Source organism: Isoptericola luteus (assembly GCF_020297055.1).
Classification (GTDB): Bacteria; Actinomycetota; Actinomycetes; order Actinomycetales; family Cellulomonadaceae; genus Isoptericola; species Isoptericola luteus.
In genome coordinates this window covers 365,438-390,731 of record NZ_JAIXCQ010000001.1, presented here as the reverse complement: position 1 = coordinate 390,731, position 25,294 = coordinate 365,438, and the positions used below count along the sequence as shown (strand labels likewise).

The 25,294-nt window shown below is 73.1% G+C and carries 23 protein-coding genes and 1 pseudogene; 12 read left to right on the top strand and 12 right to left on the bottom strand.

All coding sequences use genetic code 11. From position 1 onward, the window contains the following. Nucleotides 1-24 precede the first annotated feature (24 nt). Nucleotides 25-858: a TrmH family RNA methyltransferase gene (locus LEP48_RS01865; protein WP_308009943.1), complete on the top strand. Its 834-nt coding sequence runs from the start codon at nt 25-27 to the stop codon at nt 856-858. A 10-nt stretch (nt 859-868) separates the two neighbouring features. On the opposite strand, the gene LEP48_RS01860 is transcribed toward LEP48_RS01865, so the two are convergent. From LEP48_RS01860 to LEP48_RS01835, 6 genes are all read right to left on the bottom strand, one after another. Next, entirely contained in the window at nt 869-1,687 is an 819-nt protein-coding gene (locus LEP48_RS01860; protein WP_225563814.1) for an ABC transporter ATP-binding protein, read from the bottom strand. After that, nucleotides 1,684-2,625 carry an ABC transporter ATP-binding protein gene (locus LEP48_RS01855; protein ID WP_225563813.1) on the bottom strand — a complete coding sequence of 314 codons (942 nt, stop codon included), beginning with the start codon at nt 2,623-2,625 and terminating at the stop codon, nt 1,684-1,686. Before LEP48_RS01855 ends, LEP48_RS01860 begins: the two co-directional genes overlap by 4 nt. After that, nucleotides 2,622-3,641 (bottom strand): ABC transporter permease, encoded by a 1,020-nt coding sequence (locus LEP48_RS01850; protein WP_225563812.1) that lies wholly within the window; start codon nt 3,639-3,641, stop codon nt 2,622-2,624. The genes LEP48_RS01855 and LEP48_RS01850 overlap by 4 nt, the downstream gene beginning before the upstream one ends. Continuing rightward, the gene (locus LEP48_RS01845) at nt 3,634-4,626 is read right to left on the bottom strand and encodes an ABC transporter permease (RefSeq protein WP_225563811.1); all 993 of its coding nucleotides are present in this window, start codon (nt 4,624-4,626) and stop codon (nt 3,634-3,636) included. Before LEP48_RS01845 ends, LEP48_RS01850 begins: the two co-directional genes overlap by 8 nt. 132 nt (nt 4,627-4,758) lie before the next feature. After that, a complete protein-coding gene (locus LEP48_RS01840; protein ID WP_225563810.1) occupies nt 4,759-6,510 on the bottom strand; it encodes an ABC transporter substrate-binding protein in 1,752 nt (583 codons plus the stop codon). Between the two features lie 452 nt (nt 6,511-6,962). Continuing rightward, nucleotides 6,963-8,477, bottom strand: coding sequence for an RNB domain-containing ribonuclease (locus tag LEP48_RS01835; RefSeq protein ID WP_225563809.1), 1,515 nt, complete (start codon nt 8,475-8,477; stop codon nt 6,963-6,965). Nucleotides 8,478-8,624: 147 nt separating this feature from the next. Between LEP48_RS01835 and LEP48_RS01830 the strand changes: the two genes are divergently transcribed. Further along, nucleotides 8,625-10,856: an NADP-dependent isocitrate dehydrogenase gene (locus tag LEP48_RS01830; protein WP_225563808.1), complete on the top strand. Its 2,232-nt coding sequence runs from the start codon at nt 8,625-8,627 to the stop codon at nt 10,854-10,856. 136 nt (nt 10,857-10,992) lie between these two features. Here the strand turns inward: LEP48_RS01830 and LEP48_RS01825 are convergent, their stop codons facing one another. Continuing rightward, nucleotides 10,993-11,391, bottom strand: a complete 399-nt coding sequence (locus tag LEP48_RS01825) for a hypothetical protein (RefSeq protein WP_225563807.1) — start codon at nt 11,389-11,391, stop codon at nt 10,993-10,995. A gap of 68 nt (nt 11,392-11,459) precedes the next feature. Here LEP48_RS01825 and LEP48_RS01820 point away from each other — a divergent pair, with 68 nt between their 5' ends. The 3 genes from LEP48_RS01820 (at nt 11,460) to LEP48_RS01810 (ending at nt 14,337) form a co-directional block, all read left to right on the top strand. Beyond that, the gene (locus tag LEP48_RS01820; RefSeq protein WP_225563806.1) at nt 11,460-12,437 is read left to right on the top strand and encodes a CE1 family esterase; all 978 of its coding nucleotides are present in this window, start codon (nt 11,460-11,462) and stop codon (nt 12,435-12,437) included. A 181-nt stretch (nt 12,438-12,618) separates the two neighbouring features. Further along, nucleotides 12,619-13,104, top strand: coding sequence for a Dps family protein (locus LEP48_RS01815; protein ID WP_225563805.1), 486 nt, complete (start codon nt 12,619-12,621; stop codon nt 13,102-13,104). 168 nt (nt 13,105-13,272) lie between these two features. Then, complete coding sequence (locus LEP48_RS01810) at nt 13,273-14,337, top strand: CE1 family esterase (RefSeq protein WP_225563804.1); 1,065 nt, start codon at nt 13,273-13,275, stop codon at nt 14,335-14,337. Between the two features lie 50 nt (nt 14,338-14,387). Here LEP48_RS01810 and LEP48_RS01805 read toward each other — a convergent pair. The 4 genes and pseudogenes from LEP48_RS01805 to LEP48_RS01790 all read right to left on the bottom strand — a co-directional run. Beyond that, nucleotides 14,388-14,519 (bottom strand): annotated as a pseudogene (locus LEP48_RS01805) (hypothetical protein); the annotation flags it as partial. A gap of 105 nt (nt 14,520-14,624) precedes the next feature. After that, complete coding sequence (gene gdhA / locus LEP48_RS01800) at nt 14,625-15,962, bottom strand: NADP-specific glutamate dehydrogenase (RefSeq protein ID WP_225563803.1); 1,338 nt, start codon at nt 15,960-15,962, stop codon at nt 14,625-14,627. 233 nt (nt 15,963-16,195) lie between these two features. Continuing rightward, a complete protein-coding gene (gene purL / locus LEP48_RS01795; RefSeq protein WP_225563802.1) occupies nt 16,196-18,535 on the bottom strand; it encodes a phosphoribosylformylglycinamidine synthase subunit PurL in 2,340 nt (779 codons plus the stop codon). A 115-nt stretch (nt 18,536-18,650) separates the two neighbouring features. Further along, entirely contained in the window at nt 18,651-19,187 is a 537-nt protein-coding gene (locus LEP48_RS01790; protein WP_225563801.1) for a MarR family winged helix-turn-helix transcriptional regulator, read from the bottom strand. A 93-nt stretch (nt 19,188-19,280) separates the two neighbouring features. On the opposite strand from LEP48_RS01790, the gene LEP48_RS01785 reads away from it, so the two are divergent. Genes LEP48_RS01785 through LEP48_RS01765 form a run of 5 tightly spaced genes read left to right on the top strand, consistent with a single transcriptional unit; the run spans nt 19,281 to nt 23,446 of the window. Then, nucleotides 19,281-20,162 carry a phytoene/squalene synthase family protein gene (locus tag LEP48_RS01785; RefSeq protein ID WP_225563800.1) on the top strand — a complete coding sequence of 294 codons (882 nt, stop codon included), beginning with the start codon at nt 19,281-19,283 and terminating at the stop codon, nt 20,160-20,162. Next, a complete protein-coding gene (gene crtI / locus LEP48_RS01780; protein ID WP_225563799.1) occupies nt 20,159-21,826 on the top strand; it encodes a phytoene desaturase family protein in 1,668 nt (555 codons plus the stop codon). The genes LEP48_RS01785 and crtI overlap by 4 nt, the downstream gene beginning before the upstream one ends. An 8-nt stretch (nt 21,827-21,834) precedes the next feature. Continuing rightward, nucleotides 21,835-22,227 carry a lycopene cyclase domain-containing protein gene (locus LEP48_RS01775; RefSeq protein ID WP_225563798.1) on the top strand — a complete coding sequence of 131 codons (393 nt, stop codon included), beginning with the start codon at nt 21,835-21,837 and terminating at the stop codon, nt 22,225-22,227. Beyond that, nucleotides 22,224-22,550 (top strand): lycopene cyclase domain-containing protein, encoded by a 327-nt coding sequence (locus LEP48_RS01770; RefSeq protein ID WP_225563797.1) that lies wholly within the window; start codon nt 22,224-22,226, stop codon nt 22,548-22,550. Before LEP48_RS01775 ends, LEP48_RS01770 begins: the two co-directional genes overlap by 4 nt. Continuing rightward, nucleotides 22,547-23,446 carry a prenyltransferase gene (locus LEP48_RS01765; RefSeq protein WP_225563796.1) on the top strand — a complete coding sequence of 300 codons (900 nt, stop codon included), beginning with the start codon at nt 22,547-22,549 and terminating at the stop codon, nt 23,444-23,446. Before LEP48_RS01770 ends, LEP48_RS01765 begins: the two co-directional genes overlap by 4 nt. A 14-nt stretch (nt 23,447-23,460) precedes the next feature. On the opposite strand, the gene LEP48_RS01760 is transcribed toward LEP48_RS01765, so the two are convergent. Beyond that, a complete protein-coding gene (locus LEP48_RS01760) occupies nt 23,461-24,066 on the bottom strand; it encodes a hypothetical protein (RefSeq protein WP_225563795.1) in 606 nt (201 codons plus the stop codon). A gap of 273 nt (nt 24,067-24,339) precedes the next feature. Here LEP48_RS01760 and LEP48_RS01755 point away from each other — a divergent pair, with 273 nt between their 5' ends. Together LEP48_RS01755 and LEP48_RS01750 are read left to right on the top strand one after the other, a co-directional pair. Beyond that, complete coding sequence (locus LEP48_RS01755; protein WP_225563794.1) at nt 24,340-24,873, top strand: T6SS immunity protein Tdi1 domain-containing protein; 534 nt, start codon at nt 24,340-24,342, stop codon at nt 24,871-24,873. 98 nt (nt 24,874-24,971) lie between these two features. Further along, complete coding sequence (locus tag LEP48_RS01750; protein WP_225563793.1) at nt 24,972-25,274, top strand: hypothetical protein; 303 nt, start codon at nt 24,972-24,974, stop codon at nt 25,272-25,274. Nucleotides 25,275-25,294: the final 20 nt, after the last annotated feature.

Here is a 25,294-nt window from a genome sequence, read left to right as displayed (position 1 = left end):
CGTCCCCTCGCATCGGAGGCCCTGGTGGTGACGACCCTGCGGATCACGACCCGCAACGCCCGGTTCCAGCAGCTCGGGACGCTACTGACCAACCGGACCAAGCGCGGGCGGGCCGGCGAGTTCCTGGTCCAGGGCGTGCGGCCGATCTCGATGGCCGTCGAGCACGGGTGGACCGTCCGGACCCTGCTGTACGACGCCGAGGCCCGGCTGTCCGACTGGGCGCAGGGCCTGCTGCGCTCCACGGGGGCGGAGCTGGTGGCGATGGCGCCCGCCCTGCTCGCCGAGCTGGCCGAGAAGCAGGACGGCACGGTCGAGCTGCTCGCCGTGGTCGAGATGCCCCCGGACGACCTCTCGCGGGTGGCAGCCGGCCCGTCGTTCCTCGGCGTGGTGTTCGACCGTCCCACGCAACCGGGCAACATCGGCGCGATCGCCCGGTCCGCCGACGCCTTCGGCGCCCAGGCGCTGATCACCACCGGCCACGCCGCCGACGCCTACGACCCGCGGTCCGTCCGCGCGTCGACGGGATCCCTCTTCGCCGTGCCCGTGGTGCGTTCGCCGTCGCACCGCGAGGTGATGACGTGGGTCCAGGCACAGCGGGACGCCGGCCTGCCGCTCGTCGTCGTGGCCACCGACGAGCACGGCGACCTCGACGCGGCCGACCACGACCTGACCGCCCCCACGCTGCTGCTCACGGGCAACGAGACCGCCGGGCTGTCCCGGGCGTGGCTGGACGCCGCCGACGTCGTCGTCCGCATCCCGATGGCCGGGTCGGCGAGCTCGCTCAACGCCTCCAACGCCGCCGCGATCGTGCTGTACGAGGCGCACCGGCAGCGGGCCGCCGCCGGTCGCCCGGGCTAGCCGCCGCGGGCTAGGCCCCGGCCGCCAGCTCGGCCCGCACCTCGTCCCGCAGCCGGCCGTGCCGCGAGGGCTCCGGAGCCGCGGCGAGCAGCGTCTTCGTGTAGTCGTGCTGGGGGTCGAGGATGACGGCGTCCGACGGTCCCCGCTCCACGACGTCGCCGCGGTACATGACGATGATCTCGTCGCTGAAGTGCCGTGCGGTGGCGAGGTCGTGCGTGATGTAGAGGACGCCGAGGTTCTCCTCCCGCTGCAGGCGGGCCAGCAGGTTGAGCACCCCGAGGCGGATCGACACGTCCAGCATCGATACGGGCTCGTCCGCGACGAGGAACCGCGCGCCAGGTGCCAGCGCCCGGGCGATCGCGACGCGCTGCCGCTGCCCGCCGGACATCTCGTGCGGCTGCTTCGCCGCGTACACCTCGGCCGGCGTGAGGTTCACGCGCTCCAGCAGGCCGTGCACGGCAGGGCGCAGCGCGTCCCCCTTGGCCACCCCGTGGATCTTCAGCGGCCGCTCCAGGTGGTGCGCCACCGTGTGGTACGGGTTGAGCGACGCGAACGGGTCCTGGAACACCATCTGGACCTGGTGACGGTAGACGGCCAGGGCCCGGCCACGCCGCGCGACCGGCGCGCCGTCGAGCAGGATCTCGCCGGACGTCGGAGTCTCGAGCTGGGCGATCATGCGCGCCACCGTGGACTTGCCCGAGCCGGACTCGCCGACGACGGCGATCGTCCTGCCGGGCTCCAGGGTGAACGACACGTCGTTCACCGCGCGCAGCTTGCCCCCGCGGACCTTGAAGTCCTTGACCAGGTGGCGGACCTCGAGGCTGCTCATGACGCGTCCCCCTTCTCGGTGCCGGCAGACGGACCGGTCTCGTCGGACCGGCCGGTGCGGACGAACGACCCGCGCTCCCCCGTCAGGCTCGGGAACGCGGTCAGCAGCTCCCGGGTGTACGGGTGCTGGGCCCGGGTGTAGATCGACTCGGCGGTGTCGATCTCGACGATCTCGCCGGCGCGCATCACCGCGATCCGGTCGCTGATCTCGAGCAGCATCGGCAGGTCGTGCGTGATGAACACGACCGCGAAGCGGAACTGCTCGCGCAGCCGCATGATCTCGCGCAGGATCCCGCGCTGGACGACGACGTCGAGCGCCGTCGTGGGCTCGTCCATGATCATGACCTGCGGGTTGAGCGCGAGCGCCATCGCGATCATCACGCGCTGGCGCATCCCGCCCGACAGCTCGTGGGCGAAGCTGTCGAGCCGGGCCGGGTCCACGCCCACGAGGGCGAGGAGCTCGGCCGACCGCTCGTCCCGTGCCGCCCTGGTCATCTGCGGCCGGTGGGTGGTCATCACGTCGTGCAGCTGCTTGCGCACGCTGATCACGGGGTTCAGGGAGTTCATCGCCCCCTGGAACACCATCGAGACCTTGTCCCACCGGAAGGCCCGCAGGGCGTCGTCCCGCAGGGCCACCACGTCGACGTCGGTGCCGTCGGCGTCGTGGAACGTGACCTCGCCCGAGCGCAGGATCGCCGGCGGCTTGAGGAGCCGGTTCAGGCCGTACGCGAGGGTGGTCTTGCCGCAGCCGGACTCGCCGGCCAGGCCGAGGATCTCTCCCCGGTGGAGCGTCAGGGACGCGTGCCTGACCGCGTGGACCGGCGGGTCCACCTCGTAGTCGATCGAGATGTCGTGCGCGGTGAGCACCGGCTCGAGGCCCTCGAGGTAGTCGGCGTGCGTGGCCGACGAGAGGGGTCCCGCCGTCGTGGTGGCGGTCATGCGTCCACCTTCTCCTTCTGCTCGGTCGGGTCGCCGTCGTCGTGCGGGTCGCCGTCGTCGTGCGGGTCGACGCCCGGCGCGGCGGGAGCGTCGGCGGCGGCCGGCGCGGCCTCCTGGCGGCCGAGCTTGTCCCGGCCGGACCTCCGGGCCTTGCGGACCCTCTTCGTGGCGGCGGGCGCGAGCCGCAGCTTCGGGTTGACGACCTCGTCGATGGCGAAGTTGATCAGCGACAGACCGCAGCCGAACAGCGCGATCATCACGCCCGGCGGGACGAACCACCACCAGGCACCGCGGGTGAGCGCGCCGCCCGTGTACGCCTCGTTGAGCATGGTGCCCCAGGTGATCGACCCGTTCGGGCCGAGCCCCAGGTACGACAGCCCGGCCTCGCCGAGGATCGCCAGCAGGACCGCGCCCAGGAACTGCGCCGCGAGGAGGGGCAGCAGGTTGGGCAGCACCTCCACGAGGATGATGCGCGGCGTCCGCTCGCCCGCCACGCGGGCGGCCGACACGTAGTCGCGCACCCGCAGCGAGCGCGCCTGCGACCGGAGCACGACCGCGGCGCCCGGCCAGCCGGTGATGCCGAGGATCAGGGCCACCACCCACAGGCTGCGCACCTCGAGGTAGCTGGCGATGACGATCATCAGCGGCAGCCCGGGGATCACGAGCCAGATGCCCGTGACCAGGGAGAGGAACTCGTCCGTCCAGCCGCGCAGGTAGCCGCCGACCACGCCGATCAGCAGCGCGAGGGCGATGGCGATGAAGCCCGCGATCAGGCCGACGAGGAGGGAGCCGCGGGCGCCCTCGGCGAGCTGGGCCAGGGTGTCGTACCCGAGGCTCGTCGTGCCGAGCCAGTGGCCGGGCTCGGGCGGCAGCATCGCCGGGTTGTCGGAGCTGCGCGGGTCCTGCGTGACCCACGGGCCGACGATCGCGAAGAGGATGATGCCCCCGACGAGCACGACGCCCGCGACGAGCTTGCCGGACCAGGTGAGCGGGATGCGCTTGCGTCGTTCAGCCATGGTGCCGCGTCCTCGGGTCGATGAAGCCGTAGATCACGTCCATGAGGAACAGCGCCGCCAGCACGGCCAGCGTGATCACCAGGAACGTGCCCTGCATGAGGGCGTAGTCGTTGTTGCGCACCGCCGTGATCATCAGCTTGCCGATGCCCGGGTAGGTGAAGACCTGCTCCATGACCAGGGAGCCCGCCACGACGAACCCCAGGGAGACGCCGAAGCCGGCGAGGGACGGCATCGCGGCGTTCCGTGCGGCGTAGGTCGTGAAGACGCGGCGCGGACGCAGGCCCTTGGCCTCCGCGGTGGTGATGTAGTCCTCCGACAGCGTGGAGACCATCATGTTCCGCATCCCGAGGAGCCAGCCGCCGACGGACGAGATGACGATCGTGAGCGCCGGCAGGAACGCGTGGTAGATCACCGAGCCCACGAACGCCCAGGTCCACTCCGGGCCGTTGAACCCGAAGACGTCGTACCCGCCGATGATCGGGAACCAGCGCAGCGTCACGCTGAACACGAAGATGAAGATCAGCGCCACCCAGAAGTACGGGAGCGACTGCAGCATCGTCGTGCTGGGGATGAGCCCGTCCACCCAGGAGCCGCGCTTCCAGCCGGCCAGCGCGCCGAGCCCGATGCCGAGCACGAACGAGATGACGGTGGCGGTGCCCACGAGGCCGAGCGTCCACGGCAGCGCGTCGCCGATGAGCTCCGTGACCGGGGTGGGGAACTGGGTCACGGAGACGCCGAGGTTGCCCTGGAAGAGGTTCGCCCAGTAGTCGGCGTACTGCTCCCAGATGGACTTGTCCTCCGCGGCGCCGAGCATGAGCCGGATCGTGTTCTCGACCTGGGGCGAGATGTCGCCCGCCCGCTGCAGCTTGGCCATGATGATCGTGAAGGGGTCGCCGGGCAGCAGGCGGGGGATGAAGAAGTTCAGCGAGATGGCGGCCCACAGCGTGACCGCGTAGAAGCCGATCCTTCGTAGGTAGAACTTCATGGTGCGGGGCTGCCCTTCGGTGTCGCGGGCATGCGGCTCCTCCTCGAGTCGTGACCAGGTCGTGGTCTCACGGGACGACGGCGGTGGCCGGCGGGCAGGGGAGCCCGCCGGCCACCGGGTGGCGTGGCGGCGTTACTCGGTGCCGCCCACCTTGCTGAGGATGAGACCGGACGACGGCCCCTGCCACGACGGCGGGAACATGTACATGTCGTCCTCGGTGGGCCAGCCGGTGTAGTTCGTGGAGTTGAAGAACGTCTGCGACGCGTTCACGACGAGCGGGATGTACGGGAGGTCCTCCACGATGTGCTTCTGCACCGTGGCGTAGGCCTCCTTCTTGACGGCCTCGTCGTTGGTCTGCGACGCCGTCGCGACGGCCGCGTCCACCTCGTCGTTGGCGTAGCGCGAGAAGTTCCACTCGCCGGGCTCGAGGGCCGTGCCGACCTTCTGGGTGTAGTCGCCCGTGAACCACTCGCGGTAGATCTGGAACGGGTCGGCGATGGAGGTGCCGACGACGCCGCCCATGATGAGCTCGAAGTCGCCGGAGACGCGGGCGTCCGCGAACTCGTTCCAGGAGATCGTCGAGGCCGTGACCTTGAGGCCCGCGGCCCGTGCCTGCTCCTCGATGAGCTTGGCGGCGTTGTTGTAGTCGGACCAGCCGTCGACCGAGGTCAGGGTCAGCTCGACCGGCTTGCCGTCCTTGCCGTAGAAGCCGTCGGCGTCCTTGGTGTAGCCGGCGTCCTCGAGCACCTTCGCCGCCGCGGCGGCGTCCGCCGTCTGCGGGGACTCGGCCGGCATGCCGTCCGCGATCCACTTGTCGTCACGCCCGAGCAGGGCGAACGTGGGCGAGATCTCCTTGGCGAGGCCCACGAAGGCCTTCTCGTTGATGGTGCCGCGGTCGATCGCCAGGTTGAGCGCCTGCCGGACGGCGACGTCGGTCTGGGCGCCCTCGCACCCGAGGTCCGCGTTGGCGCAGGTGTACAGCACGGTCGGGTCCACCGGGGTGTTCACGTAGCCGTAGGCGCCGGACGCCGTGATGCGCTCCGGGTCGGGCACGAACATCGTGGTCCAGTCGATCTGCCCCGTGGTGAGCAGGTCCTCGGCGGACTGGTTCGCGTCGATGCCGACGTAGCGCAGGGAGGCCACCTTGGGCGCGCCGCCCCAGTAGTCCGGGTTCGCCTTGGCCGTGTACGCGGCGTTCGAGGTGGTGTCGAGCAGGTACGGCCCCGTGCCGACCGGCGACTCCGCGTTCGCCCAGGCGATGAGGCCCTTGATCTCGCCGCCCTCGGCGGACTCGCCCGTGTCCTCCTCGTGGGTGGAGAACACGTGCTGCGGCACGATGTACGTGCTGCCGAGGATGGCGAACTCGTTGGCGAAGGCCGGCTCGTCGAAGGAGAAGACGACGGTCGTGTCGTCCGCCGCCTTCGCGTCCGCGAGGTAGCTCGGCTTCGCGGTCTCGTTGGTGAAGGAGTAGACGACGTCGTCGGCGGTGAACGCCTCGCCGTCGTTCCACGTGACGCCCGCGCGCAGCTTCACGGTGAGCTCGGTGCCGTCCGCGTTCCACTCGGACGACTCGGCGAGCATGGGCGTCGGGTCGACGTCCTTGACCTTGTTGTAGTTGAACAGGGTCTCGTAGATGCCGCCGTTGGCCAGGTGCAGCACCCCGACGGCGTAGGGGTTGAAGTTGGCCGTGATCGGCGTCTGGGACCCGGCCCAGATGACGAGCTCACGGTCGGTCGCGGCACCCTCGGCGGCCGGGGCGCCGGTCTCGCCGGTCCCGGTGTCGCCGTTGTCGTCCCCGCCGGAGCACCCGGCGGCGAGGAGGGTCACGCTCGTCAGCGCGGCGGCGGCCATCAGCCAGCGCCCTCGCGTCGTACGTCGGTTCATCGTGGTCCTTCCGGAGGGCGGCGCGTCGTCACGCCGCGGGGGTTGGTACCGCATGGGGCTTAGGTGAGGCACCTTAACGAATGTGAGCACGGTCACCGCTAGGGGTTGAATCGTTATAAGGCAGGAGTGTTATCAAACTGTAGCCTCGCGCCGGATCCGGGCCAGAACCAGGCCCTCCCGGGACGGACGCCCGCCGCCCGCAAGCCGCCAGGTCCGGCCCTCGCCGGACGGCGCACGAGCCACAACGACGCCCGACGAGAGCGCGAGCCACGGGAGTGACCGGACGGAGACCGGTTCGTCAGGCGGACGTGAGGTGCACTGTCGCGCGGACGCAGCGTGGGTCAGGCCGACGTGGGATGCGCCGTCGGGCGAGCGTCAGTGCCGTGCGTCAGGCGAGCGCGCGGGCGCACGGCTCCGGAGGACGTCGTCAGGCGGGCATGAGGCGCACGTGGTCAGGCGAGCGCGAAGCGCACCCGACGGTCCAGGACAGACACCTCGGTCAGGGTCACACGCACCCGCTCGCCCAGCGTGAGGCCGACGCCGTCGACACGCGCCTTCACGGCCGGATCACGCAGCATGACCTCGCCGCGCACCGCGTCCTGCCGGCCGACGGCGTCCCCGGCGCCCTCGCGCACGTCGACCACCACGCCGTCGAAGGACTCCCCCTCACGGCCGGCCAGCAGCGCCGCCTCCACGATGTCGAGGCAGCCTCGCTCGAACGCCGAGGCGCGGGAGCCCGCCGACGCCATCGTCGACGGGAGGCCGGGCAGCGCCGAGCGCACCCAGGCGGGCACCTCGCGCCCCGCCGCGAGGGCCAGGCACACCTCGGTGGCGTGCCTGTCGGCGAGCCGGCGCAGCGGTGCGGTCACATGGGCGTACTCGGCCGCGATGGCCGCGTGCCGGGTACCCACGGGCGGGACGCCCGTCCCCGTCACCCCGCCCGACCCGGACGCGGCCACGGTCTCATGCCCGCCCAGCGCCAGGTAGCCCGCACCGCGGAACAGGGACGTCGCCTCGTGGAGGAACGCGGCGTGCGTCGGACGCCGCGACTCGAGCCGCGCGAGCAGCGCGGCGTACGTCTCGTCGTCGGGCCAGTCGATGCCCAGCGCGGTGGCCGTGCGGTGCAACCGGGCGACGTCGCGGTCGTCCGCGGGCGGCAGCGTCCGCAGGAGCCCCACCCCGGCGTCCTTCATCATCGCGGCGGCCGCGATGCCGGTCAGCAGCGAGATCTGCGCGTTCCAGCCCTCCACCGGCAGGTTGCGGCGCAGCTCCAGCCCGTACCCGCCGTCGGCGCGCGGCACGATCACCTGCTCGGGGACGTCGAGCGACACCCCGCCACGGTCGCGCTCCCGCTCCTGGCGCAGCCTGCCCACGTCGGCGAGCAGCGCGAGGGACTCCGGCGCGGTGCCCGCGTCGAGCGACGACTGCGCCTCCCCGTACGTGAGCCGCGCCCGGGAACGCACGAGCGCGCGGGCGACGGACGTGCTGGTGATCTCCCCGGCCGCGTCCAGCCCGATCGTCCACAGGACGGCGGGCCGGTCCTGCTCGGGCAGGAGGCTCGCCGCCCCCTCCGAGAGCACGGGCGGGTGCAGCGGCGTGCGGGCGTCCGGGCCGTAGACCGTGGTGCCCCGACGGTGCGCCTCGGCGTCCAGCGCACCGCCCGGCCGCACGAACGCCGCGACGTCCGCGATGGCGTACCGCACGATGTACCCGCGGCCGGACGACGCCACGTGCACCGCCTGGTCCAGGTCCATCGCCCCCGGCGGGTCGATGGTGACCAGGTCCAGGTCCCGGCGGTCCTGGTGGCCGCCGCCGGTCTCCGCCTCGTCCGCGGCGACCTCGTCCGCCTCTGCGCGCGCCACGGCGGGGAACATCGGGGGCAGACCCACCTCGGCGCGCAGGGCGGCGAGCGCGTCCGCCACGTCGTCGGACGGGTTCGCGGCAAGATGGAGATGACGGGACGGCACGGCTCGACCGTAGTTCGACCACCCTTGCCGCGCTCGGTGGGCCGTGAGATGGCGCTCACTTTTCGACAGGCGCGCGGACCGCCAGATATCTTGATGTCAAACAATCTTCCCGTCCACACCACCACCCTGCCTAGGGAGCACCGCCGCATGACCACCGAGTCCCGGCCCGAGGCCGCCACGATCATCTACACGCACACCGACGAGGCACCGCTGCTCGCGACGTTCTCGTTCCTCCCGATCGTCCAGGCGTACGCCGCCCAGGCCGGGGTCGGGGTCACCACCCGCGACATCTCCCTCGGCGGGCGCATCCTCGCCCAGTTCCCGGAGCGGCTGACGGACGAGCAGCGCATCGGGGACGCGCTCGCGGAGCTCGGCGAGCTCGCGACCAAGCCCGAGGCCAACATCATCAAGCTGCCGAACATCTCGGCGTCCGTGCCCCAGCTCAAGGCCGCCGTGACCGAGCTCCAGGCCCAGGGCTACGACATCCCGGACTACCCCGAGAACCCGCAGACCGACGCCGAGAAGGACGCGCGCGCCCGCTACGACAAGGTCAAGGGCTCCGCGGTCAACCCCGTCCTGCGCGAGGGCAACTCCGACCGCCGCGCCCCCGCGTCGGTCAAGGCCTACGCCAAGGCGCACCCGCACCGCATGGGCGCCTGGGCCGCCGACTCGAGGACGAACGTCGCGACCATGGGCGCCGGCGACTTCTTCGCCAACGAGAAGTCCGTCGTGCTGCCCGCCGACGACACCCTGACGATCCGCCTCGTCACGCCCGAGGGCACCACCGTGCTCAAGGAGGGCCTCGAGGTCCTCGAGGGCGAGGTCGTCGACGCCACGTTCATGTCCGTCGCCGCGCTGAACGCCTTCCTCGCCGAGCAGGTCGCGCGCGCGAAGGCGGAGGGTGTCCTGTTCTCCGCGCACCTCAAGGCCACGATGATGAAGGTCTCGGACCCGATCATCTTCGGCCACGTCGTGCAGGCGTTCTTCCCGGCCCTGTTCGAGCAGTACGGCGAGCAGCTCAAGGCCGCGGGCATCTCCCCCAACGACGGCCTCGGCGGCCTGCTCGCCGCCGTCGACACCCTGCCCGACGGCGAGGCCATCAAGGCCGCCGTCGCCCAGGGGCTCGCCGACGGTCCGGCGCTCGCCATGGTCAACTCCGACAAGGGCATCACCAACCTGCACGTGCCGTCCGACGTCATCATCGACGCCTCCATGCCGGCGATGATCCGCGGCGGCGGCCACATGTGGGGCCCCGACGGCGAGGAGCACGACACGCTGGCCGTCATCCCCGACTCGTCGTACGCGGGCGTCTACCAGACCGTCATCGACGACTGCCGCGCCCACGGCGCCCTCGACCCGGCCACGATGGGTTCCGTGCCCAACGTGGGCCTCATGGCCAAGAAGGCCGAGGAGTACGGCTCGCACGACAAGACCTTCGAGATCGGCGCCGACGGCACGGTCGAGGTCGTCGACGCCGCCGGTGAGGTGCTCCTCTCCCACGACGTGCAGGCCGGCGACATCTGGCGCGCCTGCCAGACGCAGGACGTCGCGATCCGCGACTGGGTCAAGCTCGCGGTGACCCGCGCCCGGGCGTCCGGGTCCCCCGCCGTGTTCTGGCTCGACGCCCGCCGTGCGCACGACGCGCAGCTCATCGCCAAGGTCGAGCGGTACCTCGGCGACCACGACACGGACGGCCTCGACATCCACGTCATGGCCCCGGCCGAGGCCACCGCGTTCTCCCTCGCCCGCATCCGCGAGGGCCTGGACACCATCTCGGTGACGGGCAACGTGCTGCGCGACTACAACACCGACCTGTTCCCGATCCTCGAGGTCGGCACCTCCGCCAAGATGCTGTCCGTCGTGCCGCTGATGAACGGTGGTGGGCTCTTCGAGACCGGTGCCGGCGGCTCCGCGCCGAAGCACGTGCAGCAGCTCCTCGCGGAGAACTACCTGCGCTGGGACTCGCTCGGCGAGTTCTTCGCGCTGGCGGCGTCGTTCGAGCACCTGGCGTCCGTCGCCGGCAACGCCCGGGCGCAGGTCCTCGCGGACACCCTGGACCGCGCGACCGGCACGTTCCTCAACGAGGACCGCTCGCCGACGCGTCGCGTGGGCGGCATCGACAACCGCGGCTCGCACTTCTACCTGGCGCTGTACTGGGCCCAGGAGCTGGCCGGTCAGTCGGACGACGCCGAGCTTGCCACCGCGTTCGGCCCGTTGGCCGCCGCGCTCGCCGAGAAGGAGCAGACGATCGTCGACGAGCTCGTCGGCGTGCAGGGCTCCCCGGCCGACATCGGCGGCTACTACCGGCCGGACCCGGCCAAGGCCGCTGCCGTGATGCGCCCGTCCGCGACGTTCAACGCCGCGCTCGCCGCGCTCTGACGCCGAGATAGAGAGCCCGGGGCGCCGAGATAGAGAAGGCGGACCCGCGAGATAGAGAAGCTCGGACGCGAACCCAGCCGGCTGGGTTCGTGTCCGAGCTTCTCTATCTCGCGGGTCCGCCTTCTCTATCTCGGCGCTACCAGTTCCAGCCGCGGGAGCTGAGCTCCAGCTCCTCGCGGAGCCGCTCGGCGGCCTCGGTCCGCTGGTCGGCCCGCAGCGGCGGGTCCTCGACGGCGAGCCCGGACAGGCGGCAGGCCTCCCGCAGCAGGGCGTCGTAGGCGCACTGCACCGCCCGCCAGTGGTGCGCCCGCGCGAAGACGTCGGGATCGTCGTCCAGCCGCCGCAGCTCGCCCGCCAGCTGCCCGAGCCGCACCTGGACCGCGAGGGTGACGAGCGGGTCGGCCATCGCCGCACGGCGTCGTAGGTCACGCCGGGCCACCGTCTCGCGGTGGGCGTCCGATTCGGCCCACGACCGCACCGCGACCGCGGTCCCCACCACGGCCGCCACCAGGAGGAGCGCCACCTGCCACGTCATCGGAGCATCACCACCGATCCCGTTTTTCAGCCTATGCCCACACCGCCGCATCCGCGACGATCAGCCCCATGTCACTGCCCCGCTGCCGGACGCTTTTCCTGAGCGCGCTGGTGGCGGCGCTCATGGCCGGATGCGGCGTCTGGGCCCCCACCCGGCCGGCGGGGCCGGTGACCCTCGCGGCTCCCGCCGATGCGGCGGTGCCCGTGACCGCGGGGTCGGGCACGGTGGAGATCGGGGGGCGGCCGGTCGACGTCCAGGTGCCGCCGGGCTATGACGCCGCGGACCAGGTGCCCCTGCTGGTGCTGCTGCACGGGTTCGGTTCCGACGCGGCACGCGTCGACGCACAGCTCGCGCTCCGCGCCGTCGCCGCCGAACGCGGCGTGCTCTACGCCGTGCCCGAGGGCAGCTTGGGCCCGGACGGCCGCCGGTTCTGGAACGCCACCGACGCCTGCTGCGGCCGGGACCGGGGCGCCGTCGACGACTCCGCCTACCTTGAGCTGGTGCTGCGCACCCTGCTCGCCACGTACACCGTCGACCCCGACCACGTCGCCGTGGTCGGGTACTCCAACGGCGACTTCATGGCCTACCGCACGGCGTGCGACCACGCCGACCTCGTCTCCGTCGTGGTGTCGCTCGCGGGTGCGATGCCGGCCGACGACGCCGCCTGCGCCCCGACCGCGCCCGTGCGCGTCGTCCAGGCCCACGGCACCGACGACCGCGTCATCGACCCCGGCGGCGGACGACGCGAAGGGCACGCGTACCCCTCCGCCCTGCGGTCCGTGACCGCCTGGGCGCGCCTGGACGGCTGCGCCGCGGAGCCCGTCACCGGCTCCTCCCCCCGCGACCTGTGGGCGACCGTGCCCGGGCCCGAGACGACCGTCCTGGCCTGGGCCGGCTGCACGGCCGGCACCCGTGTCGAGCTGTGGTCGATCGCCGGTGCCGGCCATGCGCCGGAGCCGACCGCGGCCTTCGCGGACGCCGTGCTCGACGCGGTGCTCGACACCTCACCCGACGTCGCGCCGGACATCGCGTCGGACGTCGCGTAGGACGTCGCGACCGCGCGCTGACGCCGACGGACGGCGGACGAAGGCCTGCCTCTCCTTGCTGGCGGACCGCCACGGACCCGCCTAATCTGGAATCGTTCAAGAGAGCAGGCCGTCTCGCGGGACGACCCGACGAGCATGCGGGTGGTCTCCGCACGGAGGCCCCCAGAAAGCGAGGAGCTCCATGACTGCATCCACGATCAACCGCAGCACGTCGCGCGCCGAGGCGTCCGAGAAGCTGCGCACCCACCTGCAGCGCGTCCTCGTCGCCCTGGTCGACCTGCACGTCCAGGGCAAGCAGGCCCACTGGAACGTGACCGGTCGCGGCTTCCGGGACCTGCACCTCCAGCTCGACGAGCTCGTGGACGTGGCGCGCGAGCAGAGCGACGTCGTGGCGGAGCGCCTGCGGGCCCTGCAGGCGGTGCCGGACGGCCGCACGGAGACCGTCGCGACCACCACCGACCTCTCGCCGTACCCGGCCGGGCTGGTGTCCGTCGGGGACACGGTCGACGCGATCGTCGAGCGCATCGCCCAGACCGTCGAGGTCGCGCGCGAGGTGCACGACGACGTCGACGCCGAGGACCCGACCACCGCTGACCTGCTGCACGAGATCATCGCCGCGCTCGAGAAGGAGGCGTGGATGATCACCTCGGAGAACCACGAGGTCTGATCCACGACCGGTCGGCCGGCCCGACCATCTGACCCGCCCGACCACCACGACCCGACGGCGCGGCCCCACGCGGGGCCGCGCCGTCGGCGTCCGGCCGGCAGCCGCACCGCAGACGTCCGTGCGGGCGGCCTTTCTGCGGGCGGCGGCGCGGCGCACGACAATCGGACGATGCCGCTTTGCCGCACCGTCGTCCCCACGCTCGTCGTCGGGGTCGTCACGCTCCTGCTCGGCGCCTGCTCTCCCGCCGACGGCGGTCCGGACGACGACGGCGCCACGAGCATCGGCCCCCCGTCGGCCGCCAGCACCGCCCCGGCCACGCCTGATGCCACGACGTCACCGGACGGGGCACCGGGCTCGGTCACCCTCGAGGCGGGCGGGCGGCCGTTCGAGCTGGTGGTCCCCGCCGGTCACGACGGGTCGGAGCCCGCGCCGCTGCTCGTCGTGCTGCACGGCTACGGCGACGACCCGGCGGGCGTCGACGCCCGCTTCGGCCTGCGCGACGACGCCGCACGCCGTGGCGTGCTGTACGCGCTGCCCGAGGGCACGCAGGACTCCACGGGACGCAGGTTCTGGGACGCCACGGACGCCTGCTGCGCCTGGGCCGGGGCCGGTCCCGGCGTCGACGACTCGGCCTACCTGGCCGCCGTCGTCCGCACCGTCGCCGAGACACACGCCGTCGACCCCGACCGGGTGGCGCTGGTGGGCCACTCCAACGGCGGGTTCATGGCCTACCGCGCGGCGTGCGACCACGCCGACCTGGTCCGGCTGGTGGTCTCCGTCGCGGGCGCGATGGCCGCGGACGACGCTGCCTGTGCACCGGAGCGGCCGGTGAGCGTCGTGCAGGCGCACGGCACGGCAGACCCGGTGGTCTCGTTCGACGGCGGCAACCTTGCGGACGTGGGTCTCCCCGAAGGCGCCGCCTACCCCTCCGCGGCGGACTCGGTCGCCGCCTGGGCCCGGCTGGACCGCTGCGACGACGAGCCCGTCGCAGCGGGCACGCTCGACCTCGACGTCGGGCTGCCCGGTGCCGAGACGTCGGTCGCGGCCTATTCCGGCTGCGCCGGCGACGTCCGCGTGGAGCTGTGGACGATCGACGGCGGGATCCACTCCCCCGCGCTCGGGGACGGGTTCTCCACCGCCGTGCTCGACGCGGTCACGGGCGAGGTCGGCGGCGAGGACACGGGCGGGGCCACGAGCGATGGCGCCGACGACGGCGGCAGCGCGCCCAGGTAGGCGACGCCCCCGTCGAGGTCGACCCCGAACGGGTGGCCCTCGGCCGGGCGCTGGACGATGTCGAGGCGCTGCCGTTCGCGCTCCGCGGTCACGTGGGTGCGCGACGGCTGGAAGATCTCCACGAGCTCGCCGAACGCACCCGAGCCTGCCGTTTCACCGCCGTCCGGGGACCGGTGGCGCATCGACCCGGTGGCCAGGCGCTCGGTCAGGAGCACCACCACGAGCACGAGCACCAGGAACCCGATCCACTCCATCCGTGCATCGTAGGCCCGGCCATGGCCCGGGGATCAGACGACGCCGAGGGCGATCATCGCGTCGGCGACCTGCGTGAACCCGCGCACGTTGGCGCCGACGACGTAGTCGCCCGGGACGTCGTACTCGTCCGCGGTCGCGAGGCAGTTGTCGTGGATGCTGACCATGATCTCGGCCAGCCGGTCCTCGGTGTGGCCGAAGCTCCACGAGTCGCGGGACGCGTTCTGCTGCATCTCGAGGGCCGACGTCGCGACGCCACCGGCGTTCGCGGCCTTGCCCGGTCCGAAGAGGACCCCGGCCTCACGCAGCAGCGCGACCGCCTCGGGGGTGCTCGGCATGTTGGCGCCCTCGGCCACGGCGCGCACGCCGTTCGCGACGAGCTGCTTCGCGTCCGCCTCGGTCAGCTCGTTCTGGGTGGCGCAGGGCAGCGCCACGTCCGTCGGCACGTCCCAGATGCTCCCGTCCTTGACGAGCCGGGCCCCCGGGCGGCGGGCGATGTAGTCGGACACCCGCCCGCGCTCGACCTCCTTGATCTCCTTGAGCAGGGAGAGGTCGACGCCGGCCTCGTCGACGACGTAGCCGGACGAGTCGGAGAACGTGACGACCCGGCCACCGAGCTGCTGCGCCTTCTCGGCGGCGTAGATCGCGACGTTGCCGGAGCCGGAGATCGACACGCGGCGGCCGTCGAGGCTCTCGCCGACGGTGCCGAGCATGCTCTGGGCGAAGAGCACGCTGCCGTAGCCGGTGGCCTCCTTGCGGACGAGCGACCCGCCCCAGGTGAGGCCCTTGCCGGTGAGCACTCCGGACTCGTAACGGTTGGTGATCCGCTTGTACTGGCCGAAGAGGTAGCCGATCTCGCGGGCGCCGACGCCGATGTCGCCGGCCGGGACGTCGGTGTACTCGCCGATGTGCCGGTAGAGCTCCGTCATGAACGACTGGCAGAACCGCATGACCTCGCCGTCGGACCGCCCGCGGGGGTCGAAGTCGGAGCCGCCCTTGCCGCCGCCGATGGGCAGGCCGGTGAGCGCGTTCTTGAAGATCTGCTCGAACCCGAGGAACTTCACGATCCCCAGGTAGACCGACGGGTGGAACCGCAGGCCGCCCTTGAACGGGCCGAGGGCTGAGTTGTACTCCACCCGGAAGCCGCGGTTGATGCGCACGCGGCCCGTGTCGTCGACCCACGGCACCCGGAAGATGATCTGCCGCTCGGGCTCGCAGATCCGCTCGAGCACCGCGGCCTCGGCGTACTGCGGGTTCTTGCGCAGCACCGGCCCGAGGGACTCGAAGACCTCGCGCACGGCCTGGTGGAACTCCACCTCGCCGGGATTGCGGCGCAGCACCTCGGCAAAGGCGGGCTGCAGGCGGTCTTCCATGGGTACTCCTCCGGACTCGGTGACGCGGGTGCCGCCCGGCGCCTCGGTCGATCACGGGCACGGGGGCATCCGACAACTATCGCAGTCTCATCGTGCAGCGAGACCTCGTCTCAGGTCCCGAGACTCTTGTGGTGCGGCGCCCGACCGCCGCGGCGACCACGTTGTGAGCGGGCGTTTGGCCCGGTTCCGGGAGGAAAAGTGGGCCAAACGCCCGCTCACAACACCGGCAGGGGTCAGCCGAAGATGCGCGGCAGCGTCCCCTCGTGCTCCTCGCGCGCCTCGGCCAGCGGGATCTCGAACGTGCCGCCGTCGAACCCGCCCGCGACCACGAGCGCGTCGCCGCCGGTGACGCCCAGCCGCAGCACCGGCACGCCCGCCGCCTGCACGACCTCGACCAGCGCGCTCTCCTGCTCGGGGTCGACCGCGACCAGGGCGCGGGCCGTCGACTCGCTGAACAGGGCCGCGAAGGGCGTGACGCCGTCCCGACCCGTCACGCCGTCGACCGCGACGGACGCGCCGACGCCGAAGCGCAGCGACGCCTCCAGCAGCCCCTGCACGAGCCCGCCCTCCGACAGGTCGTGCGCCGCGGCCACGAGGCCCTGCTCGCGCGCGGAGACCAGCGCTGACGCCAGGGCGCGCTCGGCGGCCAGGTCCACGCGGGGCGGGAGGCCGCCCAGGTGGCGGTGCACGACGTCGGCCCACGCGGAGCCGTCGAGCTCGTCCGCGGTGGCGCCGAGCAGCAGCACCGACAGGCCGTCACGCTGCCAGCCCGAGGGCACCGCGGTGCGGACGTCCTCGAGCACGCCGAGGACGCCGACGACGGGCGTCGGGTGGATGGCCGAGTCGATCTGCCCGGGCTCGCCCGTGCCGTTGTAGAGGGAGACGTTGCCGCCCGTGACGGGCACGCCCAGCTCCTGGCAGGCGTCGGCGAGGCCCTCGATCGCCTCGACGAGCTGCCACATCGAGTCCGGGTGCTCCGGGGAGCCGAAGTTGAGGCAGTCGGTGACGGCGAGCGGCGTGGCCCCCGCCGTGGCGACGTTGCGGTACGCCTCCGCGAGCGCGAGCTGGGCGCCGGTGCGGGGGTCGAGCTTGCCGTAGCGGCCGTTGGCGTCGGTGGCGAGCGCGACGCCACGGCCCGTGGCCTCGTCCACGCGGACGACCCCTCCGTCGTCGGGCTGCGCGAGCGCCGTGTTGCCCTGCACGAAGCGGTCGTACTGGTTCGTCACCCACGCCTTGGAGGCGAGGTTCGGCGACGCGAGCAGGCGCAGCGCCGTGTCGCGCAGCTCGGCGGCTGCCGCCGGGCGCGCCAGCCCGGCGGCCACGGTGGTGTCGGCCTGCAGGCCGTCCTGCCAGGCCGGACGGGCGTACGGGCGGTCGTAGACGGGGCCCTCGTGGGCGACCGTGCGCGGGTCGACGTCCACGATGCGCTGGCCGTGGTGGTCGATCGTGAGGCGGCCGGAGTCGTTGACCTCGCCGACGACGGCGGTCTCGACGTCCCACCTGCCGGTGATCGCGAGGAACTCGTCGAGCTTCTCGGGCGTGACCACCGCCATCATCCGCTCCTGGGACTCGCTCATGAGGATCTCGCCCGCGTTGAGCGACGGGTCGCGCAGCAGCACGTCGTCGAGCCACACGTGCATGCCGCCGTCACCGTTGGAGGCGAGCTCGGAGGTGGCGCAGGAGATGCCGGCCGCGCCCAGGTCCTGGATGCCCTCCACGACCCCGGCCGCGTAGAGCTCGAGGCAGCACTCGATGAGCACCTTCTCCATGAAAGGGTCCCCGACCTGCACGCTCGGGCGCTTGGCGGGGACGCCGCCGGTGAACGTCTCGGACGCGAGGATGGAGGCGCCGCCGATCCCGTCGCCGCCCGTGCGGGCGCCGAACAGCACCACCTTGTTGCCGACGCCGGACGCGTTGGCCAGGTGGATGTCCTCGTGCCGCAGCACCCCCACGCACAGGGCGTTGACGAGCGGGTTGCCCTGGTACGAGGCGTCGAAGACGAGCTCGCCGCCGATGTTCGGCAGGCCCAGGGAGTTGCCGTACCCGCCGACGCCGCTGACGACACCGTGCACGACACGCGCCGTGTCCGGGTGCGCGACGTCGCCGAAGCGCAGCTGGTCCATGACCGCCACGGGGCGTGCGCCCATCGAGATGATGTCGCGGACGATGCCGCCCACGCCCGTCGCGGCGCCCTGGTAGGGCTCGACGAACGACGGGTGGTTGTGCGACTCGACCTTGAACGTGACGGCCCAGCCGTCGCCGACGTCGACGACGCCCGCGTTCTCGCCGATGCCCACGAGCAGGTGCTTCGTCATCTCCTCGGTGACGCGGTCGCCGAACTTCTTCAGATGAACCTTGGAGGACTTGTACGAGCAGTGCTCGGACCACATCACCGAGTACATCGCGAGCTCGGCGGCCGTGGGGCGGCGGCCGAGGATGTCGCGGATGCGCTGGTACTCGTCGGGCTTGAGCCCCAGCTCGGCGAACGGCTGGGCCTCGTCGGGCGTCGCCGCGGCGCGCTCGACGGTGTCCAGGTGCTGGTCGATCTGCGGGGTGTCGGCAGCGGTGGTCATCAACTTCCCTCGGGTCGCACGAGTTGCTCGGACCGGGTGATCACCGCACCGCGGTGCGGTGCCGGCATCCGGCGTCGGTCCGGGCGGGGGAGCGCCCACGCGGCGCGGCCCCAGTCTACCGGCGCGCGGCCGGCCCCCGGACGGCCACCGACCGCGCGGCCTCGTCGTCGTGCTCGCGTCCCACCTCGGCAGTCATCGCGACGAGGAAATCGTGGACGGCGGCGCGGCCGGACGGCGGCACGGCCTCGGCGATGGCGAGCATGCGGTCGTGCATGCGGCCGAGCCGCTCCTGGACCTCGACGTGCGCGTGCGGGGACGCCACGACGACGACGGAGCGGCGGTCGCTGGGGTGCGGGAGGCGCTCGAGGTGGCCGGAGGCGCAGAGGCGGTCCAGCAGCTTGGTGGTCGAGGCCGTGGAGATCCCCAGCGCGGAGGCGAGGGACCTCGGCGTGACCGGGTCGTCGCTCTGCTCGCGGGCCATGACGTGCTGCAGCGCGCGCAGGTCCGTGAGGTTCATGTCCATGTCGCGGCTGGCCCGCACCCGCATGGCGTCGTCGGCCCGGCGGAACGCGCGCAGCGCCTGGAGGAGGGCGCGCGGCTCCGGGTCGCTCCCGCCGTACCAGTACGACGAGCCCTCGGGTGCGTAGCTCACCCGAAGATGCTATATGTTTCCCCAGCAATTATCTTGCCAGGCTAGGCAGTTTGTTCGGGAAGCCCCGACGGCCGCGACCGAAGGGAGGGGCACGTGGACCATCGCGCCAGCACCTTGCGCCCGGCGTCCGCCGCCGTGACCAGGTACGACGCCGTGGCCTCGCGCAGCGCCGAGGTGGTCGTCGCGTCCTACTCGACGTCGTTCGGCTGGGCGTGCCGGCTGCTGGGCCGATCCGTCCGGGACGACGTCCGGGCCGTCTACGCCCTGGTGCGGGTGGCGGACGAGATCGTCGACGACATCGACGCGGGCCTCACCACCGCGGAGCGAGAGGTGCTGCTCACGGGGCTGGAGCAGCAGGTGGCAGACGCCACGCGGTGCGGCCGCAGCACCAACCTCGTGGTCCACGCCTTCGCGCGCACGGCGCGGAGGTTCGGCATCGGGCCGGAGCTGCTGGACCCGTTCTTCGCCTCCATGCGGACAGACCTCTCCGTGACGCGGCACGACGCCGACAGCTTCGCCCGGTACGTGCACGGCTCGGCGGAGGTGGTCGGGCTCATGTGCCTGCGCGTCTTCGTGGGCGGCGACGACGCCGCCTACGCGCGCCTCGCGGAGGGCGCGTCCCGGCTGGGCGCCGCGTTCCAGAAGGTCAACTTCCTGCGCGACCTCGGGGACGACCACGACGGCCTCGGGCGCAGCTACTTCCCCGGGCTCGACATCGCGACGTTCGACGACGCCGCGCGCGACGCGCTGCTCGACGACGTCGACGCCGACCTGGAGGCCGCGAGCGCAGCGATCCTCGCCCTCCCCCGGAGCAGCCGCGTGGGCGTCCAGGTGGCCCACGACCTCTTCGCGGCACTGTCGCGACGCCTGCGTGCCACCCCGGCCGCCGAGCTGCGCCGCAGCCGCGTCCGCGTGCCCGACGCGGTCAAGGCCCGGCTGGTCAGCACCGCGCTGGCGCGGGAGGCGCTGCGGTGAAGGTCGTCGTGATCGGTGGCGGCATCGCCGGGCTCGCCACCGCCGGCCTCCTCGCGCGGGACGGCCACGAGGTGGAGCTGCTGGAGCAGCAGGACACCCTGGGCGGTCGCGCCGGGTCCTGGGCCCGCGACGGCTTCCGCTTCGACACCGGGCCCTCCTGGTACCTCATGCCCGAGGTCTTCGACCACTGGTTCCGGCTCATGGGCAGCTCGGCCGACCGGGAGCTCGACCTCGTCCCGCTCGACCCGGCGTCCCGGGTGTTCTTCGAGGACCACGCCGCCCCGCTCGACGTCGCCCGGGACCGCGGCGCGAACGTCGCCGCGTTCGAGGCGGTCGAGGGCGGCGCCGGCGAGCGCCTGGAGCACTACCTCGACTCGGCGCACGAGACATACGACCTCGCGCTCCGGCACTTCCTCTACACGACGTTCGCCTCCCCGCGTGCGCTCGCCTCGAAGGAGGTCCTCGCCCGGCTGCACCGGCTCGTGCCGCTCCTGACGCGCTCCCTCGAGGCCCGGGCCGCCGCGTCGTTCACCGACAACCGGCTGCGCCAGGTCCTGGGCTACCCCGCGGTCTTCCTGGCCTCGTCGCCGGACCGGACCCCGAGCCTCTACCACCTGATGAGCGCGCTCGACCTCGACGGCGGCGTGCAGTACCCGCGCGGCGGGTTCGCGCACGTGATCGACCGCGTCGCGGGGCTCGCGGCGGGGGCGGGCGCGACGCTCCGCACCTGCGCCCGCGCGGTGGAGATCACCACGACCGCCGACGCTCCCGGCCCCCACGGCCGTCGAGGCCGTCGAAACAGCCGAGGCCGCCACGGGCCCGCCCTCGCCGGCCCCCGACGCCCCCGAGCGCGCGTGACGGGCGTCCGCTGGCGCGACGCGGCCGGGACGGATCGCCACAGCCCGGCCGACGTCGTCGTCGGGGCGGCGGACCTGCACCACGTCGAGACGACGATGCTCCCCGAGCGCCTCCAGTCCTACCCGCAGCGGTGGTGGGACCGGCGCGACCCCGGCCCGGGCGGGGTGCTGGTCATGCTCGGCGTCCGCGGCCGCGTGCCCGAGCTCGCCCACCACTCGCTGTTCTTCACGTCTGACTGGCGCGCGAACTTCGGCGCGATCAGGGCGGGCCGGGTGCCCGACCCCGCGTCCGTGTACGTGTGCACGCCGTCGCGCACCGACCCCGGTACCGCGCCCGAGGGCGACGAGAACCTCTTCCTGCTCGTCCCCGTCCCCGCCGACGCGACCCTCGGGCGCGGGGGCGAGGACGGCTCGGGGGACCGGGCCGTCGAACGGGTGGCCGACGACGCCCTCGACCGGGTCGCCGCGTGGGCCGGCGTCCCGGACCTGCGCGAGCGGATCGTCGTGCGGCGCACCGTCGGGCCCGGCGACTTCGCCGCCGACCTCGAGTCGTGGCGCGGTGGCCTCCTCGGCCCCGCGCACACGCTGGGACAGAGCGCCATGTTCCGCGCGGGGAACCAGTCCCGGCGCGTCGGCGGGCTGCTGTACGCGGGCGGGTCGACCATCCCCGGTGTCGGGCTGCCCATGTGCCTCATCAGCGCGGAGCTGGTGCTCAAGCGCCTGCGCGGCGACACCGGGACCCGTCCCCTGACCGTCCCGCTCGCCCCGGCAGGGGCGCGCCCCGCGATCGCCGCCGAGGCGTCATGATCGACGGCGTGACGCACCTCGTGTATCTCGGCCTGCTCCTGGGCTGCATCGGCTGCATGGCCGCCGTCGACCGCCGCTTCCGGCTGCTGCTCTGGTCCGCGCACCCGGGCCGGGGCGCGCTGGTGCTCGGCGTGGGCACCGCCGGGTTCCTCGTGTGGGACGTCGTCGCGATCGCCGCGGGGTTCTACTCCCGCGGCGGCGCCGCGATGACCGGGATCGAGCTCGCACCGCACCTGCCGCTGGAGGAGCTCATCTTCGTCGTCTTCCTCTGCTACGTCACGCTCCTGCTGCACGGGCTCGCCCGCCGGGCGCTCGACCGGATCGCTGCGGGCCACCCGGATCCCGGCGGGGAAGCCCCCCACCGGCGGTCCCCCGACCCCTCGACGCGGGAGGACGCATGACGTATGCCGGCCTGGCCCTGCTGGCCCTCCTGGTCGCCCTCGCGGTCGCCATGGTCACCGCCGTCGTGCGCCGCCCGGGCGGCCGGTGGTGGGCCGCGACCGCGCTCACGGCGACGGTCCTGGTCGCCCTCACCGTCGTCTTCGACAGCCTCATGATCAGCGCCGACCTGTTCCGGTACGGCGACGGCGCCCTCCTGGGACCGCGGGTGTGGCTCACACCCGTGGAGGACCTCGCCTGGCCCGTCGTCGCCGCCCTCGCGCTGCCCGCCCTGCTGGAGCTGGTCACCCCGCGCGCCGGCGCCGCGGGCGGGGAGCGGGCGTGACGGCCGTGGCGGAGCGGCGCGTCGGCGCGGCGGTGCGCCAGCTCGTCGGGGCCTCCCGCCCGGTGAGCTGGATCAACACCGCCTACCCGTTCGCGGCGTCCTACCTGCTCGCGGGCGGGCTGGGGCGCGTCGGCGTCACCGAGGTCGTCGTCGGCACCCTGTACTTCCTGATCCCGTACAACCTGCTCATGTACGGCCTCAACGACGTCTGGGACTACGAGTCCGACCTGCGCAACCCTCGTAAGGGCGGCGTCGAGGGCGTGGTGCTGTCCCGGCGCTGGCACCGGCTCACCGTGTGGTCGGCGGTGCTGAGCAACGTCCCGTTCCTCGCGTACCTCGTCTCAGTGGGGACCGCGGCGTCGACCGCCGTGCTCGCCGTCAGCGTCTTCGCCGTCGTCGCGTACTCCGCGCCCGGCCTGCGCTTCAAGGAGCGCCCGGTGCTCGACTCCGTGACGTCGAGCACGCACTTCGTCAGCCCTGCCGTGATGGGGCTCGTCCTCGCCGGCGGCAGCGTCGACGTCGCCGTGGGGGCCGCCCTCGTCGCGTTCTTCCTGTGGGGCATGGCGTCACAGGCGTTCGGCGCCGTGCAGGACGTCGAGGCGGACCGGGCGGCGGGCATCAGCTCGATCGCGACGTCGTGGGGCGCCGCGCGCACCGTCCGCGCCGCCATGGCGGCCTACGTGGCGGCGGGCGTCGTCGTGCTGCTCACCGGGTGGCCCGGCGCCCTCGCCGCCGCGCTCGTCGTCCCCTACGTGGTCAGCATCGCCGGGTACCGGAACCTGCCCGACGCGGAGTGCGAGCGCGCGCACGACGGCTGGCGCCGGTTCCTCGTGCTCAACCCCGTCACCGGGTTCCTCGTGACCCAGCTCTTCATCTGGATCTCCCTCACCCGCTGAGCCCGCTCGGACGCTCAGGGGCGCTGGTCGAGAGGGACGGCCCGCGGCGGCTCCAGCAGCGTGACCCCGGCGGCCAGCACGCCCAGCACCAGCCCGACGCGCGTGTGCGGCCAGGCGAGCCCGCTCTCACGCCACCGCTCGCCGCGGCGGTACGCCCACTTCTCCCCGCCGACGGCGACCAGCACCGCCGCCGCCGTGACACCGACGACTGCCGCACCGGCCAGCACGGGGTTGACGCCGGGCTCCGGTTCCGCGTCGTCCGCCCCCAGCACGGGACCGTTCTCGTCGTCGACGGCGCGGTCGTCCGACGGCGCACCGGCGGCGACGTCCTCACCCTGCTCGTCGCGCGACCCGTCCGCGTTCGCTGCGCGAAGCTCTCGCAGGCCCGCGCGCAGGGCCCGGCCGTCGGCGGTCACCAGCATCCCGAGACTCCCGCCGACGGCGACGGCCGTCTTGGCCAACGCCCGCGCCCAGCGCGGTGTCACGACGTCCGGGACCGCGTACCAGGCGAGCGTCGTCAGGCCGGTGACCACGGCGGCTCGGGGGTCCGGGCCGCCGGGCGTCTCACCGCCCGTCGCGAGCCGGTCCGTCGCCGTTAGCTGTGCGGCGCTGTACCTCATCCCACCTCCAGGGTCGTCACACGGTCGACGCCGCCCGGACCGCGCGATCCCGGTCCCCGGCAGCGTCACAGGTGCAACGGACGAGGGCGCACCGAGGTTCCGCGACCATCACGGCCTGCACAGATGACCCGCCTTTGCCCGTTCGCACAGGGTTTCTTGGCCGTGAGGGCGGCCGCCACCGACGGGGGTGATATCCGTCCGTGACGGGTCCCACACACAAGCCCGCCACCTGCAGGGCTTTTGCCTTCTACCACAAGATGGTTTGATGCGCTCGTGGAACTCCTTCGCGCCTTCTCCCCCGATGCGTTCGCCTACGGCCTGACCTCCTGGTCCTGGCTGGGGGTCCACGGCAAGACCCCGCGCTTCACGACCGGCTTCGGCGACGTGTTCCTGGAGTCCCTCGAAGGCTGGTGGTTCCTCGACACGATCGAGGGATCGCTCGAGCTGCGGTGGCCCACCGCCGTCGACCTCTACGCCGAGCTCGACTCCCCCGACGGGCGCTCCGACCTGCTCCTGGAGGACGTGTTCCGGGAGGCGCACGCCCGCGGCGTCGTCCTGCGGCCCGACGAGGTGTTCGCCTTCTCGCCGCACCCCGCCGTCGGCGGCCGGCTCCACGCCGAGGGTGTCGCCGCCGTCCGGCTCGAGCTCGCGCTGCGCCTCACGGGCGACATGCACCTCGCCCTGCGCCGCGAGGCCGGCGCCGTCGGGGACGGCCTCCTGCTGGGGCACACGTCCCCGCCGTCGGGCTCCGTCCCCGCGCCGGAGCCCGACGACAGCACCGCCGGGTGGTGGGCGCGCCAACCGTGACGGTCCTGTGACCTGCACGGCCGCCCCTGCGGATGCAACGCACGCCGAGGTGTCGTCTCCTGGAAGGGCACGGAAGAGGCGGACCGTGGGAGGTAGGCATGAGGCGCGTGCTCGTGGTCGGGGTCGTGGTCGCGACGATCGACGGAGCGTTGCTCGGCGCCGCCGCGGCGCTCGGCTGGACGGTCCTCGCCGGGTTCGCGCTCGTGGCGGGGCTCGCGGCGGCCGTCACCCTGGCGCTGACCGTGCCCCCGCCTCGGGAGACCGCGCGCCCGTCCACGGTGACGCTGGGCCTGCCGGTGCGCGACGCCGACGCCGTCGAGCCTGAGATCGAGTCCGAGCTGCCGCCCGTCCCGATCGAGACGCTCCGCCCGAGCGCCGAACCGACGCCGGCCGCCGCCTGACCCGCACGGCGACGAGCCCG

Bases quoted from the DNA above. Each gene is read 5' to 3' on its own strand.
- LEP48_RS01860 (WP_225563814.1), bottom strand. From the start codon at position 1,687: ATGAGCAGCCTCGAGGTCCGCCACCTGGTCAAGGACTTCAAGGTCCGC.
- LEP48_RS01830 (WP_225563808.1), top strand. From the start codon at position 8,625: ATGACCACCGAGTCCCGGCCCGAGGCCGCCACGATCATCTACACGCAC.
- LEP48_RS01770 (WP_225563797.1), top strand. From the start codon at position 22,224: ATGACGTATGCCGGCCTGGCCCTGCTGGCCCTCCTGGTCGCCCTCGCG.
- LEP48_RS01750 (WP_225563793.1), top strand. From the start codon at position 24,972: ATGAGGCGCGTGCTCGTGGTCGGGGTCGTGGTCGCGACGATCGACGGA.
- gdhA (WP_225563803.1), bottom strand. From the start codon at position 15,962: ATGGAAGACCGCCTGCAGCCCGCCTTTGCCGAGGTGCTGCGCCGCAAT.
- LEP48_RS01810 (WP_225563804.1), top strand. From the start codon at position 13,273: ATGCCGCTTTGCCGCACCGTCGTCCCCACGCTCGTCGTCGGGGTCGTC.
- LEP48_RS01855 (WP_225563813.1), bottom strand. From the start codon at position 2,625: ATGACCGCCACCACGACGGCGGGACCCCTCTCGTCGGCCACGCACGCC.
- LEP48_RS01820 (WP_225563806.1), top strand. From the start codon at position 11,460: ATGTCACTGCCCCGCTGCCGGACGCTTTTCCTGAGCGCGCTGGTGGCG.
- LEP48_RS01850 (WP_225563812.1), bottom strand. From the start codon at position 3,641: ATGGCTGAACGACGCAAGCGCATCCCGCTCACCTGGTCCGGCAAGCTC.
- LEP48_RS01815 (WP_225563805.1), top strand. From the start codon at position 12,619: ATGACTGCATCCACGATCAACCGCAGCACGTCGCGCGCCGAGGCGTCC.
- LEP48_RS01840 (WP_225563810.1), bottom strand. From the start codon at position 6,510: ATGAACCGACGTACGACGCGAGGGCGCTGGCTGATGGCCGCCGCCGCG.
- LEP48_RS01760 (WP_225563795.1), bottom strand. From the start codon at position 24,066: ATGAGGTACAGCGCCGCACAGCTAACGGCGACGGACCGGCTCGCGACG.
- LEP48_RS01825 (WP_225563807.1), bottom strand. From the start codon at position 11,391: ATGACGTGGCAGGTGGCGCTCCTCCTGGTGGCGGCCGTGGTGGGGACC.
- purL (WP_225563802.1), bottom strand. From the start codon at position 18,535: ATGACCACCGCTGCCGACACCCCGCAGATCGACCAGCACCTGGACACC.
- LEP48_RS01845 (WP_225563811.1), bottom strand. From the start codon at position 4,626: ATGAAGTTCTACCTACGAAGGATCGGCTTCTACGCGGTCACGCTGTGG.